The organism is Mycolicibacterium pulveris, from assembly GCF_010725725.1.
GTDB lineage: Bacteria > Actinomycetota > Actinomycetes > Mycobacteriales > Mycobacteriaceae > Mycobacterium > Mycobacterium pulveris.
Window position 1 is genome coordinate 522,130 of sequence record NZ_AP022599.1, and the last position, 15,082, is coordinate 537,211.

A 15,082-nucleotide genomic window follows, 5' to 3' on the forward strand; every position below is an offset into this window, starting at 1 on the left:
AGCGCTTCCTCGTGGCCGCCGGGCCCGCTCACAGCCCTCTGGAGTCGCCGCGAGCGTGCGTGAACTCGCGGATTTCCTCGGCGTGTCGCCCTCAGACACGCACGCTCGCGCAAACAGAGATGCGCTAAGGGCGCTCCACGCGGATGGGCACCCCGGTCAACCACGCCATGCCCGACAGCGCCTCCACATCGGCGGGGTCGCTGGACGTCAGCTGGTTGACGTTCGCCCCGCCGGCCCGGTTGGCGAGCCGCCAACTGCCGGTTCCCTTGTGTCCCCAGCCGTGTGGCACCGCTACGACGCCGGGCAGCAGATCCTTCGTCGTCAGCACAGGCACGGTGATGGTGCCGAACGGCGACGTGATCCGCACTTCGTCGCCGTCGACGATGTCGCGTTCGGCCGCGTCGTCGACGTGCATCAGCGCGTGCTGGCGTCGATCGCCCCGCATCAGCAGCGGCGAGTTGTGCATCCACGAGTTCTCCGAGCGCGGCTCGCGCAGCCCGACCATCCGCAGTGGGTAGCCGTCGGGCACGGTACGCCGCGACAGCTTGTCGACCTCGTCGGCAATTCCCGGATGCGCCAACCGAACCCGGCGCGACAGGTACCCCACCGCCTGGCGCAAAACGCCCGTGCGCACGTGCGGTGCGACCACGACACCGTGCGGAAGCTCCTCGGCCAGCCGCCGCAGGTTCAGTCCGCCGCGGCGCAGCCCGAACCTGTCACCGCCCTCCGACATCCGCACCAGGGCGTCCATCATGAGCCGTGGCGAGGCGTCAACACCGAACATCCGCAGCACCTGTCGTACCCCCGCATACGCCGCGAAGGCAGGCACCCGCCGGGCCAACCGTCGGGCCAGGTCCTCGACGATGGCCCACTCCTCGCGCGCCTCGCCCACCGGAGTGAGCACGGCCTTCGTCGCCTGCCGAAACGGCGTCGCCTGAAAACTCTGGAAGGTGTAGGGGAAGTCGTCGCGTTCGTACATCGTCGTTACGGGCAGGATGTAGTCGCACTGCGTGCTGGTCTCGGTGACGTAGAAGTCGAGCGCGACCGACAGCTCCAGCTCGCCGAACGCCGCCTCGAGTTCCTCCCCGTTGGGCACCGACAGCACCGGATTGCCCGCCGAGACGAACATCGCGCGGATCTTGCGCTCGCCCGGTGTGGTGATCTCCTTGGCCATCAGCGCGGCGGGTTCGGAACCGATCGCACTCGGGGTGCCGCTGATGCGCGAGCGCTTACGCCGATAGGACCGGCGCATGACGGCACCCATCGCGACGTTCTGCCATCTCGCGCCGAGCGTGTGCATCGAGCTGAACACCGAACCGCCCGGCACGTCGAGATTGCCGGCCACCAGGTTCACCGCGTCGATCAGGTAGGTGGTCAACGTGCCGTGGGTGCCGACGCAGGTACCGAGCCTGCCGTAGACCGCCGCCCGCGGTGTGGTCACCAGGTCGCGCGCCAACGCGCGCACGCTGTCGGCGTCGATCCCGGTCGAAGCGGCCGTCGACTCCGGGGTGAACGGCCGGCACAGCGACCGCAGCCAATCCACCCCGTCGGCCTGCCGTTTCACCGCGGCGACGTCGACCATGCCGTCGGCGAACATCACATGCAGCAGCGAGAGCAGCAGCAGCGAGTCGGTGTCCGGCACGATGCCCAGCCATTCGAATGCCGTCGCGGTCTCGCTGCGCCGCGGGTCGATGATCACCACGCGCCCACCGCGCTTGACGATGTCGTGCATGCGGTCCTTGATCCGGGGCGCGGTGAGGAAGCTCCCATGCGACACAACCGGATTGGTGCCCATCATCACCAAGAGGTCGGTGCGCGTGAGGTCCGGGATCGGCACCGAGGTCGGCACTCCGTACAGCAACTGACTCGCGATGAGCCTGCTGTTGGTGTCCTGTGACGACGCGGTGAAGTAGTGGCTGTGCCTGCCTAGCCCCTTCGTGAACAGCAGTGCGGCGAAGGTGTGCGCGTAGCTGAACGCCCCGGGATTGCCCATGTACCAGCCGACCGCGCCCGAGCCGTGGCGGCGCAGGATCGCCGAGAGCCGGCCCCCGATGTCGTCCATCGCCTCGTCCCACGTCACCTCTTCGAAGCCGGTCGGCCCGCGGCGCAGCGGCCGCCTCACCCGATCGGGATCGTTGACGACCTCGGCGAACGCGATGCCCTTCTGGCAGGCGAAGCCCGACGACAGCGGGTGTTCCTTGTCGGGGCGAAGCGCGACGAGCCGCCCGTCTTCGACGCTGGCCACCATGCCGCACAGCGGCTCGCAGATCCGGCAGAAGGTTGGCTTGTTCTCGATGACGGGTGCCACGCCGATTACGATACTGTAAGAGTTACAGTTACACGTCGGATCGGCGTTGACCAGAGAGGATCAGGCATGCACGACGTGGCGATCATCGGGGTCGGACTGCATCCCTTCGGCCGTTTCGAGGGTAAGTCCGCGATGGAGATGGGTGTCGACGCGATCTTCGCCGCGGTCGCCGACGCCGGCGTGGAGTGGAAGGACATCCAGTTCGCCACCGGCGGCAGCTGGACCGTGGCCAACCCCGATGCCATCGTCGGCATGGTCGGGTTGTCCGGTATCCCCTTCACCAACGTGTTCAACGCCTGCGCGACGGCGGCCAGCGCGGCGAAGGCGTGCGCCGACGGGATCCGGCTGGGCGATTACGACATCGGCATCGCGATCGGGTTGGACAAACATCCGCGCGGCGCGTTCACCGAGGACCCCGCCCTGGTCGGCATGCCGCGCTGGTACGCCGAGAACGGTCAGTACCTCACCACGCAGTTCTTCGGGATGAAGGCCAACCGCTACCTGCACGAGCACGGGATCTCCCAGCAGACGCTGGCCAAGGTGGCGGCCAAGAACTTCCGCAACGGCGCCCTGAACCCCAACGCGTTCCGGCGCAAGCCCATCCCCGAGGACCAGATCCTCAACTCCACGATGCTGAACTATCCGCTCACGCAGTACATGTTCTGCGCCCCCGACGAGGGGGCGGCCGCGGTGGTGATGTGCCGTGCCGACATCGCCGAGCGCTACACCACCAAACCGGTCTATCTGCGCGCGGTCGAGGTCCGCACCCGCAAATACGGTGCCTACGAGGTGAACACGACCTTCGCACCCGTCGAGGAGGATGTCGCGCCCACCGTGTACGCCGCGCGAGCCGCGTTCGAAAAGGCCGGTGTGGCACCGCAGGACGTCGACGTCATCCAGTTGCAGGACACCGACGCCGGCGCCGAGATCATCCACATGGCCGAGTGCGGCTTCTGCGCCGATGGGGATCAGGAGCAGCTGCTTGCCGACGGGGCCACGGAGATCACCGGGTCGCTGCCGATCAACACCGACGGCGGTCTGATCGCCAACGGTGAGCCGATCGGCGCGTCGGGGTTGCGCCAGATCCACGAGCTGGTGCGTCAGCTGCGCGGCGAAGCCGGTGATCGGCAGGTGCCTGGCGAGCCGAAGGTCGGCTTCGCCCAGCTGTACGGCGCACCCGGAACCGCCGCCGCGACGATCTTGACGAGGTGACCATGACCCAGTTCACCGAGGCGCCGATCTTCGACGCCGACCAGCACATGTACGAGACGGCCGATGCGCTGACCAGGTACCTGCCCGAGAAGTACTCGCGCGCAGTGCAATTCGCCCAGATCGGCAGGCAGACGCGGATTGTCATCAACAATCGCGTCAACGATTTCATCCCGAACCCGACGTTCGAGCGCGTCGCCGCGCCCGGCGCCCACGAGAAGTTCTTCGCCGGCGAGAACACCGAAGGCCTGACGCTGCGCGAGATGCAGGGTTCGGCGATCGAAGCGCCCGCCGCTACCCGCAACCCCGCGGACCGGGTCAAGGAACTCGACCGGCAGGGCGTGGTCGAGGCGTTGAACTACCCGACGCTGGCCAGCCTCATCGAGCACGCCACCGCCGACGACCCCCAGCTCAGCCTCGCCGTCATCCACGCCCTGAACCGGTGGATGTGCGAGCACTGGACCTTCAACTACGAGAACCGGATCTTCTCCACGCCGATCATCAACCTCTCGGAGGTCGACGGCGCGCGACGCGAACTGGAGTACATCCTCGACAACGGCGCCAAGGTCGCCCTCATCAAGCCCGGACCGGTTCGCGGCCTGCACGGCTGGCGCTCACCGGCGCTGCCCGAGTTCGATCCGTTCTGGCGCGACGTCGAAGCAGCCGGGCTGCCCATCGTGCTGCACGCGAGCTATCCGCCGCTCGACGACTACGTCGGACGCTGGGAGCCGCCCCACACCCAGAATTTCATGGTGCAGAGCGCGTTTCGGTGGATGGTGCTCGGCCACCGTGAGATCGCGGACATGATCACCAGCCTGATCTGCCACGGCACGCTGACCCGGTTCCCCAAGCTGCGGATCGCCAGCGTCGAGAACGGCAGTTCGTGGATCGAGCCGCTGTTCAAGGACTTCGGCGATCTCTACAAGAAGATGCCGCAGAACTTCCCCGAGCATCCGCACGACGTGTTCCGCCGCAACATCTGGGTCAGCCCGTTCTGGGAGGGCTGCGTCTCCGAGATCGTGGAGACCGTCGGCTGGGACCGCGTGCTGTTCGGCTCGGATTACCCGCATCCCGAGGGCCTGGCCGAACCGAAGGGGTTCTGGAAGTACGCCGAGGGAATGGACGTGCGACGCACCTACGACTTCATGGGCGACAACGCGCGCCGCTTCATGGGTCTGCCCATCGCTAACCCGGATCCGGACGCCGTCAAGCCCCCGGCACTGTCACACGCGTGATCACTTCCGCATCCCACCGCTGACGGTGAGGTCGTCGCCGGTCACGAACGACGATGCGGCACTGGCGAGATACAGGACTGGACCGACGATTTCGTCGACGTCGGCGACCCGCTTCTGCGGCGTCATGTCCGCGAGTATCTTCAGGGTGCCCGGATACGTCTTTTCGAAGCCGGTGATCATCTCGGTGGCGAACGGTCCTGGGCTGAGGACATTGACGCGGACCTTCCAGGGCGCCCACTCGTTGGCCATGGATACCGTCAGATGCCGCAGTGCGGCTTTGGATGCGCCGTAGGCCACCGAGATCGGCGTGCTCGCATAGGATTCCATGGTCCCGATGTTGACGATGCTGCCACCGCCGTTGTCGCGCATCACCGGTGCGACGCACTGGCACATCCGCAGCGCGCCCTCGAGGTTGACGTTGAAGATCTTGCGCCACAGGTCCAGTGGCACCGTTCCGACGCTCTGGGGTTCGGGGTTGATGCCGGCGTTGTTCACCAGGATGTCGATCCGGTCGTGGGCGGAGACGACGTCGTCGACGAAGCTCGGCACCGCGTCCCAGTCCCCGACATGGCACGCCAGCCCCGTCGCCACTCCCCCGGTCGTCTCGCTGATCTCGCGCGCCACCGCGTCGCAAGCGTCCTGATCACGACTGGAGATCACCACCGTCGCTCCCGCGCGGGCGAACCCTTCGGCGATGGCGCGGCCGAGCCCGCGGGTGGATCCGGTGACGATCGCGACCCGGCCGGTGAGATCGAACAACTTGCGGGGGTCATCCATTGCCGACGTTCTCCTCTCCGTACGGCCACTGGAATGCGCCGAACACTTGCGGCACCACCACTCCCAGCGGTGCCGACAACACACAGAGGATCGCCCGGCTCATGCGGTCGCGGCCGTCCGGTAGCGCACCTCGCAGCAGCTCCTCGAGTCTTCGAGCAGGTCTCGTCAAAAATAGCTAGTCGTATGGGGATTCACCGCCGCTTTCGGCATGTCTGCAGGTAGACCGACACCGTTTCCGCTCAGAAACCGGGCGAACTCGGTCGGAGCGAGGGAAGATAGGCACCGCCGACCACACTTGCCCACCTGGAGGACCAGCATGCCCACGATCACCACCAAGGACGGCGTCGAGATTTTCTACAAGGACTGGGGGTCGGGCCAGCCGATCGTGTTCAGCCACGGTTGGCCGCTGTCGGCAGACGACTGGGATACCCAGATGCTGTTCTTTCTGCAGCACGGGTACCGGGTAGTCGCACATGACCGCCGCGGGCACGGCCGCTCGGCGCAGGTCCCCGACGGCCACGACATGGACCACTACGCAGACGATCTGGCGGCGGTCGTCGAGCACCTCGACCTTCGCGACGCGGTGCACATCGGCCATTCGACCGGTGGCGGTGAGGTGGCGCGCTTCCTGGCGCGCCACGGGCAGAAGCGCGCCGCGAAGGCGGTGCTGATCAGTTCCGTGCCGCCGATCATGGTCAAGACCGACGCCAATCCCGGCGGCCTGCCCAAGGAGGTGTTCGACGACCTGCAGGCCCAGTTGGCGGCGAACCGGTCGGAGTTCTACCGCTCGCTGGCGGCCGGTCCCTTCTACGGGTTCAACCGCCCAGGCGTGGAGCCGTCGGAGGCGATCATCGAAAACTGGTGGCGCCAGGGCATGATGGGCGGGGCGAAGGCGCATTACGACGGCATCGTCGCGTTCTCGCAGACCGACTTCACCGAGGACCTCAAGAAGATCACCATTCCGGTGCTGGTGATGCACGGCGACGACGATCAGATCGTCCCGTACGAGGATTCGGGACCGCTGTCGGCGAAGCTACTGCCGAACGGCACCCTCAAGACGTATCCGGGTTTTCCGCACGGCGCGTTCGTCACCCACCACGAGGTCATCAACGCCGACCTGCTGGAGTTCATCCGGTCCTGACTGCGGTCACGTCAGTGCGCGCCGCGAGGCCTTCATGATGAGGCTTCGCACGCGGGGCGAGATATAAACGGCGACAAGACCGTTGAAGACGTCCTCGCGCAGGCGGGTCAGCGTGGAGCTCGTGAAACGCCACTGGCCGTCGCGTTTTTCGTAGGTCTCGTGGTAGTGGCCGTAGCCACGCAGGTTCACGCCGGGCCCGAAACGGACGACGTCTTCGAGCGCCCACACCCCGCGCGCCGTCGTCGGCGAGGTCAGCTCGATCTCCGGGGCGTGCACCTGATGCACCGTGGCCTGATTGCGCAGGCTCTTGCGGGTGAAGGCGACGAATTCGTCGGCGCCTTGGATCTTCTTGCCGCCGGCAGGCGAAGTGTCGCTGAGGAAGTCGTCGGCAAACAGAGATCGCCATGCCGCCCAGTCCTTGGTGTCGAGCAGGCGGCAATAGCGTGCCTTCAGCTGCTTGATCGCCTCGATCTCCACGAGGTCGGGCTCGGTCATCCGTCGGCCGCCGTTCGTGCCTGTTCGACGTAGAACCGCGCGGCCCGTTCCAGCGACTCGGCGGTGGGCCGCGGCTGCCAGCCGAGTTCCCGTGTCGCCTTGCCGTGGTCGGCGGGCGCCATGATGTGCAGCAGCCGCAGTCCGGTCGGGTTCATCGGGATCTCCCTCCGCAGCAACCGGGCCACCGCGGTGGCGACCCACACCGTTGCATAGACCACGGGCAGCGGGATTCCGAACCGCGGTGGCTTCGCCCCGACCGCCCTGGCCGCCGTCGTGAGCATCTCCCGCATCGGCATGTAGCTCTCGGAGATGATGTAACGCTCACCCACCCTGCCGCGTTCGGCGGCGAGCAGAAATGCCTCGGCGACGTCCTCGATACCGACCACCTCGGTGGACACGCCCTTGATGTAGGCGGGGATCCTGCCGAACGCGGCGTACTGCACCATCAGCCCCTGGTGCGGCTGAAAGTCGCGCGGCCCGTACGGATTGGACACGCACATCACCACGGCGGGCAAGCCGCGGTCACGCGCGTAGGACAGCACCAGGTCTTCGGCTTGGCGGCGCGACTCGATGTAGGCGCCACCCTTGTCCCCCCAGTCGAACGACATGTCCTCGGTCACCGGACGGCTTCCGTCGCCGAGCGCGATCGTGCCGATGGTGCTGCAGAACACGAACCGGTGCAGGCCGGCTTTCGCCGCGACGTCGAGGACCCGCCGCAGACAGTGGACGTTCGTCTCGAACAGCGGTGCCGGGTCGCGCAGGTGAAACCGGGTGTCGACAATGCAGTAGTAGACGACGTCGCGGTCGGCCATCGCCGCGCGCAGCGCTTCCTCGTCGTAGAGGTCGCCGTAACACCGCTCGACGTCGAGGTCGTCGATCGCCACCGTCGAACTCGTCCTGCGCAGATACACCCGCACGTCGTCCCCACGCTCGGCGAGTTTGCGCGTGACGTGGGAACCGACGAACCCGCTGGGACCCATCACCAGCGCGCGGCGGGGAGGTGTCGTCGTCGACTCAGGAGACATGGGGACACCTTCCTTCGGTCGCGAGCGTGCGTGAAGTCGCGGTATTTGTCGGCGTGTCGCCCGCAGACACGCACGCTCGCCGGATAGGTTACGACGCTTTCTTGGCCGGTGGGGCGTATGCCGGTTTACCCAGCCCGAGCACGTACTGGGCGATCATGTTGCGGAACACCTCAAGCGTGCCGCCGTAGATCCCGACCAGAGGCGCGAACCGGTACACGTACTCGGCAGCGCCGTCGTCGGCGGCGCTGTCGGTACCGAGCGGCAACGACGACGCGGTGCCGTGCAGATCCATCAGGTCCGGGGAGATGTCGCGCATGGTCTGCGCCAGCGCGACGCGGCCGAAGATGCTCGGCGTCGAGAACGCGGCCTCCATCCGGGCGATGCTGCGGCCCAACCGGTATGCCACCGACCCGTCGTCGATCAGGCGCCTGCCGCTCAGGTCGCGTTCGGCCACCTTCGCCGCGGCGCGGTCCGCCGCGACGGCCATCGTCATGGCCTGGTGGTTCATGATCGCGAGGTCCTGCAGGCCGTCCTGCTCGGCCTCCACCGCCCCGTGTTCGGCGTCGAGCGGTTCACGCAACACCTTCCAGCCCTCGTTGACTTCGCCGAGGCGGTATTTGTCGTCGACGCGCACATCGGAGTAGTAGACGATGTTGGTACGGTCGCCGTCGACAGTGCGGATTCCCTGGATCTCGATACCCGGCGAGTCGAGCGGGACCAGAAACATGGTGAGGCTCTTGTGTTTCGGCGCCTCGGGATCGGTATTGGTGATCAGGAAGACGTACTGGCAGTTGTGTGCGCCGGTGGTGAACATCTTCGAGCCGTTGATAATCCAGCTGTCGCCGTCCCGCACCGCACGGGTCTTACAGGTGGCGATGTCGGAGCCGCCCTCGGGTTCGGTGTAGCCGAGGCAGAACCGCACATGCCCGCTGTACACCTTGGGCAGTACCTCGGCCTTGACCTCCGGCGAGCCGAACTTCTCCACCGATCGCCGGACGAGCGCCGTGGTGCCGAACGTCACCCACGGCACGTGCGCGCGCCGCTTCTCGAGTTCCCAGATGCGCCGCCGAACCCGGTTGAACCCGCCCTCGGCCTCGGTCTTCCATTCGCGCTCCAGATAGCCGGCCGCACCGAGCGCCAGGTGCACGCCCTCGTCGAAGTTGTCGCCGGTCTCGCGGTCCCGGCGCATGACGTCCTCGGTGACGATCTCACTCAGGAAGGCGCGGGCCTCCTGCTGGAACGCCCGGTCTTCCTCGGAGAGTTCGACCCGTGAGAAATCCATTACTTCCTCTCCCCGCTTTCGCGTGCCGCGACGATCTCGGCGATGTACTTGGCCGTGATGCCCGGGTCGCCGCCAGCCAACGGCCAGCCCCGGGCCCGCACCAGATACGCCGACGCGGCCGCCTCGGCCGAGACCCCAAGCCCACCTTGGATATGCACGGCCATGGTGGCCGCCTTCGAGGCTTCCTCCGCCATGAACACGAACACCGACGGCGCCAACTCCGGCCGCTCGTCCGGCTCGTTGTCGAGGAACCACGCCGCCCGGTGGGCCAGGTTCCGGCCGCCTTGCACGGTGATCGCGATGTTCGCCAACGGATGCGAGATGGCCTGCAGGGTCGAGATCGGCACGCCGAGCGTGTAGCGGGTCTTGGCGAACTCCGCCGCGATGGTCATCGTCTCCTCGACGAGCCCGACCAGCGCCGCACCGGACAGCAGCCGCCATTCGTCCAGGGCGCGTCGGTAGGCCGTCAGCGCGTCGGCGCCGCTGGCCAGCACCGTCCGTTCGTCGGCGGCCGCGGGATCGACCCAGGCCATCGGCAGCCGGCCGATGTTGTCGACCTTGGCCGGCCGGGTGGCGAAGGTGAGCCGGACGATGTCGTCGCCGTCGCGCAGGACGACGTGGTCGGCGATGGAACCGCTGGGTACCAGCCGCACCCCGGATACGCTGTCGTGCTGGGGATCCAGGCCCGCGATCCGTGTGCCGTTGAGAATGTCGGGTTCCAGCGCACCCAGTCGCTCGAGCAACCGGGCCGCGCACACGTGGTCGATCCAGGGCACCGGCGCCAGCGAACGGCCGATCTCCTCGGCCACCAACGTCAGGTCGACCAGCGTGGCACCGTCACCGCCGATGTCCTCGGACAGCGCCATCGTCGTCGCACCCATCGCGCACAGCCGCTCCCACAGACTCTTGTCGAAGCCGGATGCCTCTGCGGCACGGACGGTTTCGATCGAACAGTGCGTCTTGAAGAAGTCCTGGTACGCGGCCTGCAGCGCCTGGTGGTCCTCGGACAGGCTGTAATCGAGCCTGCGCAGTTCGTAACGGTCCATCACTGCTCCTTGTCGGCGCCGAAGAAGAACTCCTGCGCGTTGTTGTACAAGTAGTTGTCGAGCACCTCGGCCGGCAGGTCAAGCGCGAGCGCCTCGGGTACGACACGGCGCATCTTGAGCACCGGCCAGTCCGACGCGTAGATCACCTTGTCGGGCCCGCGAGTTCGCATGTAGTGCAGAAGGCTGTCGGGCAACCTCTTGGGCGACCACGCCGACGTCATCAGCCGCAGGTTGCGGTACTTGATCAACAGCCGGATCGCGACATCCCACCACGGGTCGGCGCCATGGATCATGCACAGCTTCAGTTCCGGGAACCGCACGCAGACCCGGTCGAGGTGGATCGGGTTCTGCACCTCGCCCGGAATCGGCGGGCCGGGTATGCCGGTGTTGATGCACAGCGGCAGTTCGAGCTCGGCGCACTTGGTGTACAGCGGGTAGTAGACCGCGTCGCTGGGCGGATACTGGCCGTCGCCCCAAAAGCTGGGCCCCACCGCGGCATAGGCGACGGGCAGGTCCTTGACGATCGCCGTGAGCTCTTTGAGTGAGGGCATCGGCCGCAGCAGGTTGACTCCGCCCATCGCCAACGCGAACCGCTCGGGTTTGGCTTCGACGAACTTGCGGGCGGTGGTCGACGGCTTGGCCAGGCTGTCCATCAGGATCGCCTTGGCGACGCCCTGCTCATCCATCTCGTCGATCAGTTCCGACAGGTCGACGGGGGCGAACATCGACTGTGGACCCTTGAAGTAGTCGTCGCGGACTTTCAGCATCCACTGCGGCTGCTGCTCGACCTCCCCGAAGTGCACGTTGACAAGACAGTCAATCGCTTTGTGGCTCATGCGTTCACTTTCTGCGCCGTGCTTTTCGCCCATCGATAGTCGGGCTTGCCGTTGCCCAGGCGTCGGACCTGTTCGACGAAGATGAAATCCTTGGGCGCCTTGAACCGCGCCAGCTGCGAGGTGCAGTGGGCATGTAGCGCGGCCGCCTCGACGTCGCCGTTCAGCGCGACCAGCGCCACCACCTCCTGACCCCACCGCTCGCTGGGCCGTCCGACGACCAAGGCGTCGGCGACACCTGGGTGTGCCCGCAGAACTTCCTCGACCTCCTCGACGAACACCTTCTCACCGCCGGTGTTGACGACAAGGGAATCGCGGCCGAAAAGTATCAGGGTGCCGTCCGGGGCCAGCCTGCCCCGGTCCCCCGAGATCACCACCCGTTTCCCGTCGACGACGGGAAAGGTCTTGCGGGTGGCCTCCGCGTCGTCGAAGTAGCCAAGCGGGATGCGCCCACCGCGCGCGACGAAGCCGACCTCGACGTCGCCGGGCTGAAGAAACCGCCGATAGTCCGAGGCGAGTAGCAGCGCACCCTCGCGGAGCTCGAACGTGTCCTTCTGCTCTCCGCGCTGGCTGCGGCCGAAACCCACGTTGCCGGTCTCTGAAGACCCGTAGCCGTTGATCAGCGTGATCTGTGGTAACAGATCCAACAGTGCGCGTTGGTGTTTGGGATTGGTCGCCGCTCCCCCGGTGCCGATGGCGAACAACGACGCAAGATCGTAAGAGCCGCGCCGCAGTTCCTCCACCAAGGGGCCGGCGTAGGCGTCGCCGACCATGGTCATCAAGCCGACCTTTTCACGCTGAGCGGTCTCCAGCACGGCGCGGGGGTCGAACCTCGTCTGGTCATACAACACGACTGGCAATCCGCTGAGCAGTCCCGCGAAGGCCGTCCACATCCCCGCGGCGTGCATCAGCGGCGACACCGCGAACCAGGGCTGTCCGCCGTGACGCACCTTGTCGTGGATCTCCTCGACGGACGAGTGGTCGGCGCCGTTCATCGAGATGACGTAGGTGTCGCTCTGCCGCCACATCACCCCCTTGGGCCGACCGGTGGTGCCGCCGGTGCACACCATCATCACGTCGTCGGGCGACGGGGTGATCGGTTCGTCGGTGTCCCCTTGTGCCAGTGCGTCTTCCAACCGGACCGCACCCGGCAACGGCGTCGCGTCGTCGCCGTCGTCGATCTCGATCAGCAGCCGCGCCGAGGCCGGCGGCAGGACCTCAGCGAACTTCGGTCCGAACGACTGGTGGTAGATCACGACGCTGGGCCGGAGGTAGTCGAACAGTTCGGCGACCTCGCGGGGAGCGTAGTTGTAGTTGACGTTCACCGGCACCGTGCGTGCCTTCAGGCAACCGATCACCATGTCCGGATACAGGTCGTTGTGCATCAGCAGCGCGACACGGTCCTGCCCGCATTCCCAGTTCTGCAGTTCGTCGCGCTCGCGGTGAGCGCCGAACCCGTGGCCGGCCAGATAGTTGGCGAGCCGACGGGTGCGCTGCGCGGACTCCGCGAACGTGCTGCGGCGCTCACCACAGACCGTCATCAGCCGATCGGGTACCGCCTCGGCGATGGCGTCGAGCACCGCGCCGATGGTCCATTCCGCCATGTGCTAGACGCCGGCCGTCACATTCGCACCGAGCAGGGTCAAGGCGTTGTCGCGCATGACCATTCGAGTGTCCTCATGGCTGAACTCGGGGAACTGCGGGATGTCGGCGGTGAACGACGTGGGATCGGCCAGACCCTCGCCGTGCGGCCAGTCGGACCCGAACAGGATCTTGTCCACGCCGATCGTGTCGGCCAGCAGCTTCACGTCGTCCTCGTAGTACGGCGCGATCCACACGTTGTTGCGCAGCTGCTCGACCGGATCCTCCTTGTAGTGATACGGCGCGTTGTTGGCAGACTTCTTGAGCCGCTTGATAAGCCGGTACACGAAGTACGACCCGTTCTCGATGCTGGCCACCTTGAGCTTGGGGTGGCGGGTGAACACCTGGTGCACGATCATCGAGGCGATGGTGTCGTGGATGGCGCGGTCGTCCATGATCACCATGTCGAGCGGATCGCGCTTACCGAAGCCCTTGAACACACCGCTGCCGCCCCACAGCCCGGGGATGGCCATGTAGCCGGAGTCGGACAGGTGGAACACCACCGGGACACCCGCCTCGGCCAGCCGCGCCCACACCGGGTCGTGCACCGGGTCGCCCAGCGAGCGGGGCCTGACCTCACCCGGCACCGGCGCCGGCCGAACGCACACGATCTTGGCCCCGCGCGACAGCACGAACTCGACCTCCTCGACGGCCTTCTCGGGATCGGCCAGCGAGATGATCGGTGCGGCGAGGATGCGGTGATCCGGCCGGTCGAACCCCCAGTCCTCGTCGAGCCACAGGTTGAAGGCGTGGACCGAGGCCATGGTCGCCGGGATGTCGTGCTTGAGGCCCTCCTCGACGCCACACGCGAAAGTCGGCAGCATGAACACGGTTTCGAGGTTCTGCCGGTCCATGATCTTCACCCGGGCATCGCGGTTCTGGTACTCGGGATGGTCGGCCAGCCGGTCGACCTTCATCAGCGACGCCGGATCGACGCCCTCGGGAATCTCGCCCCTGAACAACAGATCCAGGCAGCCGGGTTCGATGATCGGGTCGAAGGTGGGGTTCGGGATGAAGTGGTTGATCACCCCACCGAACACCGCGTAGGTGCGCTTGCCGTCGGTGAGCATCTGCACGCCGCGGCTGCGGAACTCCTTGGGCAGGTGTCGGGTGAACGCGTCGAGCGGTTCGTAGTAGTGGTTGTCGACGTCGATCGCCCGGTAGTCCAGGGTCATTGTCCCTCTCCCTTCAGTGGCGGAAAGTTGGGTGGGCGCTTCTCGAAGAAGCTCGTGATTCCTTCGATGAAATCGGGCCGCTGCATCGACTCGTGCATCAGCTTCTCCGCGTGGTCGCTTGCCTCGAAAACCGTGCGCATGGTGTCTGCGTACACCTGTTGCTTGATCACCGCCAGAGAACTCGGTGCGCAGTTGGTGGCGATGTCCTCGGCGTAGCCGATGGCGTGCGACAACAGGTCGCCGGCGGGCAGCACGCCGTTGACCAGTCCGAGGCGCGCGGCCTCGTCGGCGAAGAACACCCGGCCCGACAGCAGCAGGTCCATGGCGACGCCGGTGCCGACGATGCGCGGCAGTATCCACGAGATGCCGTACTCGGCGATCAGCCCGCGGCGCGCGAACGACGTCGTGAACTTGGCGCCGTCGGCGGCGAATCGGACGTCGCATGCCAACGCCAGCGTCAGGCCCATGCCCGCGCACGCCCCGTTGATCGCCGCGATGACGGGCTTGCGAATCGTCATGACGACGTGCGGATGGCGCGCGCCGACCAGTTGGCCGACATCGGTATCGGCGGCGGCGTCCACGGTGGCCGCGCTGATCGTCGTGAGATCACCCATGTCGGCTCCGGCACAGAAGGCACGGCCACTGCCGGTGACGACGATCGCGCGGACATCGGGGTCGGCTTCGGCGTCGTCGAGGCGCGCGTAGAACGTGGTCGCCAAGCCCCCGCCCCAGCCGTTCATGCGGTCGGGCCGGTTGAGCGTCAGCACCGCGACACCGGTGTCGCGCACCTCGTAGCGCACCGGCTCGGCCGCGACGGGCTGCGCGACATGGTCTCCACCGCTCACCCGTCACTCCTTCTCAGGTGCGTCGAACTGGATGTATGCGCATACTGTACACCTATCGGTAGTACCTTCC

General features: G+C 66.7%; 13 protein-coding genes. 3 read left to right on the forward strand and 10 right to left on the reverse strand.

The genetic code is table 11. From position 1 onward, the window contains the following. Positions 1 to 124: 124 nt before the first annotated feature. Positions 125 to 2,308, reverse strand: coding sequence for a molybdopterin-containing oxidoreductase family protein (locus G6N28_RS02785; protein ID WP_163896935.1), 2,184 nt, complete (start codon positions 2,306 to 2,308; stop codon positions 125 to 127). A gap of 66 nt (positions 2,309 to 2,374) precedes the next feature. Between G6N28_RS02785 and G6N28_RS02790 the strand changes: the two genes are divergently transcribed. Further along, the gene (locus tag G6N28_RS02790) at positions 2,375 to 3,520 is read left to right on the forward strand and encodes a thiolase family protein (RefSeq protein ID WP_163896936.1); all 1,146 of its coding nucleotides are present in this window, start codon (positions 2,375 to 2,377) and stop codon (positions 3,518 to 3,520) included. Positions 3,521 to 3,522: 2 nt separating this feature from the next. Further along, positions 3,523 to 4,752: an amidohydrolase family protein gene (locus G6N28_RS02795; RefSeq protein ID WP_163896937.1), complete on the forward strand. Its 1,230-nt coding sequence runs from the start codon at positions 3,523 to 3,525 to the stop codon at positions 4,750 to 4,752. Here the strand turns inward: G6N28_RS02795 and G6N28_RS02800 are convergent, their stop codons facing one another. Beyond that, entirely contained in the window at positions 4,753 to 5,529 is a 777-nt protein-coding gene (locus G6N28_RS02800; protein WP_163896938.1) for an SDR family NAD(P)-dependent oxidoreductase, read from the reverse strand. It lies immediately after the preceding gene. A gap of 316 nt (positions 5,530 to 5,845) precedes the next feature. Between G6N28_RS02800 and G6N28_RS02805 the strand changes: the two genes are divergently transcribed. Next, entirely contained in the window at positions 5,846 to 6,670 is an 825-nt protein-coding gene (locus G6N28_RS02805) for an alpha/beta fold hydrolase (protein ID WP_163896939.1), read from the forward strand. A 6-nt stretch (positions 6,671 to 6,676) separates the two neighbouring features. Here the strand turns inward: G6N28_RS02805 and G6N28_RS02810 are convergent, their stop codons facing one another. From G6N28_RS02810 to G6N28_RS02845, 8 genes are all read right to left on the reverse strand, one after another. Then, the gene (locus G6N28_RS02810) at positions 6,677 to 7,165 is read right to left on the reverse strand and encodes a nuclear transport factor 2 family protein (protein WP_163896940.1); all 489 of its coding nucleotides are present in this window, start codon (positions 7,163 to 7,165) and stop codon (positions 6,677 to 6,679) included. After that, the gene (locus G6N28_RS02815; RefSeq protein WP_163896941.1) at positions 7,162 to 8,190 is read right to left on the reverse strand and encodes an NAD-dependent epimerase/dehydratase family protein; all 1,029 of its coding nucleotides are present in this window, start codon (positions 8,188 to 8,190) and stop codon (positions 7,162 to 7,164) included. Before G6N28_RS02815 ends, G6N28_RS02810 begins: the two co-directional genes overlap by 4 nt. Before the next feature lie 88 nt (positions 8,191 to 8,278). After that, positions 8,279 to 9,472 carry an acyl-CoA dehydrogenase family protein gene (locus G6N28_RS02820; protein ID WP_163896942.1) on the reverse strand — a complete coding sequence of 398 codons (1,194 nt, stop codon included), beginning with the start codon at positions 9,470 to 9,472 and terminating at the stop codon, positions 8,279 to 8,281. After that, positions 9,472 to 10,518, reverse strand: a complete 1,047-nt coding sequence (locus tag G6N28_RS02825; protein WP_163896943.1) for an acyl-CoA dehydrogenase family protein — start codon at positions 10,516 to 10,518, stop codon at positions 9,472 to 9,474. Before G6N28_RS02825 ends, G6N28_RS02820 begins: the two co-directional genes overlap by 1 nt. Further along, entirely contained in the window at positions 10,518 to 11,354 is an 837-nt protein-coding gene (locus G6N28_RS02830) for an amidohydrolase family protein (protein ID WP_163896944.1), read from the reverse strand. The genes G6N28_RS02825 and G6N28_RS02830 overlap by 1 nt, the downstream gene beginning before the upstream one ends. Beyond that, positions 11,351 to 12,955, reverse strand: a complete 1,605-nt coding sequence (locus tag G6N28_RS02835; protein WP_163896945.1) for an acyl-CoA synthetase — start codon at positions 12,953 to 12,955, stop codon at positions 11,351 to 11,353. Before G6N28_RS02835 ends, G6N28_RS02830 begins: the two co-directional genes overlap by 4 nt. Before the next feature lie 3 nt (positions 12,956 to 12,958). Beyond that, positions 12,959 to 14,167, reverse strand: a complete 1,209-nt coding sequence (locus G6N28_RS02840; RefSeq protein ID WP_163896946.1) for an amidohydrolase family protein — start codon at positions 14,165 to 14,167, stop codon at positions 12,959 to 12,961. After that, a complete protein-coding gene (locus G6N28_RS02845) occupies positions 14,164 to 15,012 on the reverse strand; it encodes an enoyl-CoA hydratase (protein WP_163896947.1) in 849 nt (282 codons plus the stop codon). Before G6N28_RS02845 ends, G6N28_RS02840 begins: the two co-directional genes overlap by 4 nt. Positions 15,013 to 15,082 lie beyond the last annotated feature (70 nt).

What these genes read in the sequence shown, in the direction of transcription:
- G6N28_RS02790 (WP_163896936.1), top strand. Translation starts at nt 2,375, where the DNA reads ATGCACGACGTGGCGATCATCGGGGTCGGACTGCATCCCTTCGGCCGT.
- G6N28_RS02815 (WP_163896941.1), bottom strand. Translation starts at nt 8,190, where the DNA reads ATGTCTCCTGAGTCGACGACGACACCTCCCCGCCGCGCGCTGGTGATG.
- G6N28_RS02835 (WP_163896945.1), bottom strand. Translation starts at nt 12,955, where the DNA reads ATGGCGGAATGGACCATCGGCGCGGTGCTCGACGCCATCGCCGAGGCG.
- G6N28_RS02800 (WP_163896938.1), bottom strand. Translation starts at nt 5,529, where the DNA reads ATGGATGACCCCCGCAAGTTGTTCGATCTCACCGGCCGGGTCGCGATC.
- G6N28_RS02820 (WP_163896942.1), bottom strand. Translation starts at nt 9,472, where the DNA reads ATGGATTTCTCACGGGTCGAACTCTCCGAGGAAGACCGGGCGTTCCAG.
- G6N28_RS02805 (WP_163896939.1), top strand. Translation starts at nt 5,846, where the DNA reads ATGCCCACGATCACCACCAAGGACGGCGTCGAGATTTTCTACAAGGAC.
- G6N28_RS02840 (WP_163896946.1), bottom strand. Translation starts at nt 14,167, where the DNA reads ATGACCCTGGACTACCGGGCGATCGACGTCGACAACCACTACTACGAA.
- G6N28_RS02830 (WP_163896944.1), bottom strand. Translation starts at nt 11,354, where the DNA reads ATGAGCCACAAAGCGATTGACTGTCTTGTCAACGTGCACTTCGGGGAG.
- G6N28_RS02825 (WP_163896943.1), bottom strand. Translation starts at nt 10,518, where the DNA reads ATGGACCGTTACGAACTGCGCAGGCTCGATTACAGCCTGTCCGAGGAC.
- G6N28_RS02810 (WP_163896940.1), bottom strand. Translation starts at nt 7,165, where the DNA reads ATGACCGAGCCCGACCTCGTGGAGATCGAGGCGATCAAGCAGCTGAAG.
- G6N28_RS02795 (WP_163896937.1), top strand. Translation starts at nt 3,523, where the DNA reads ATGACCCAGTTCACCGAGGCGCCGATCTTCGACGCCGACCAGCACATG.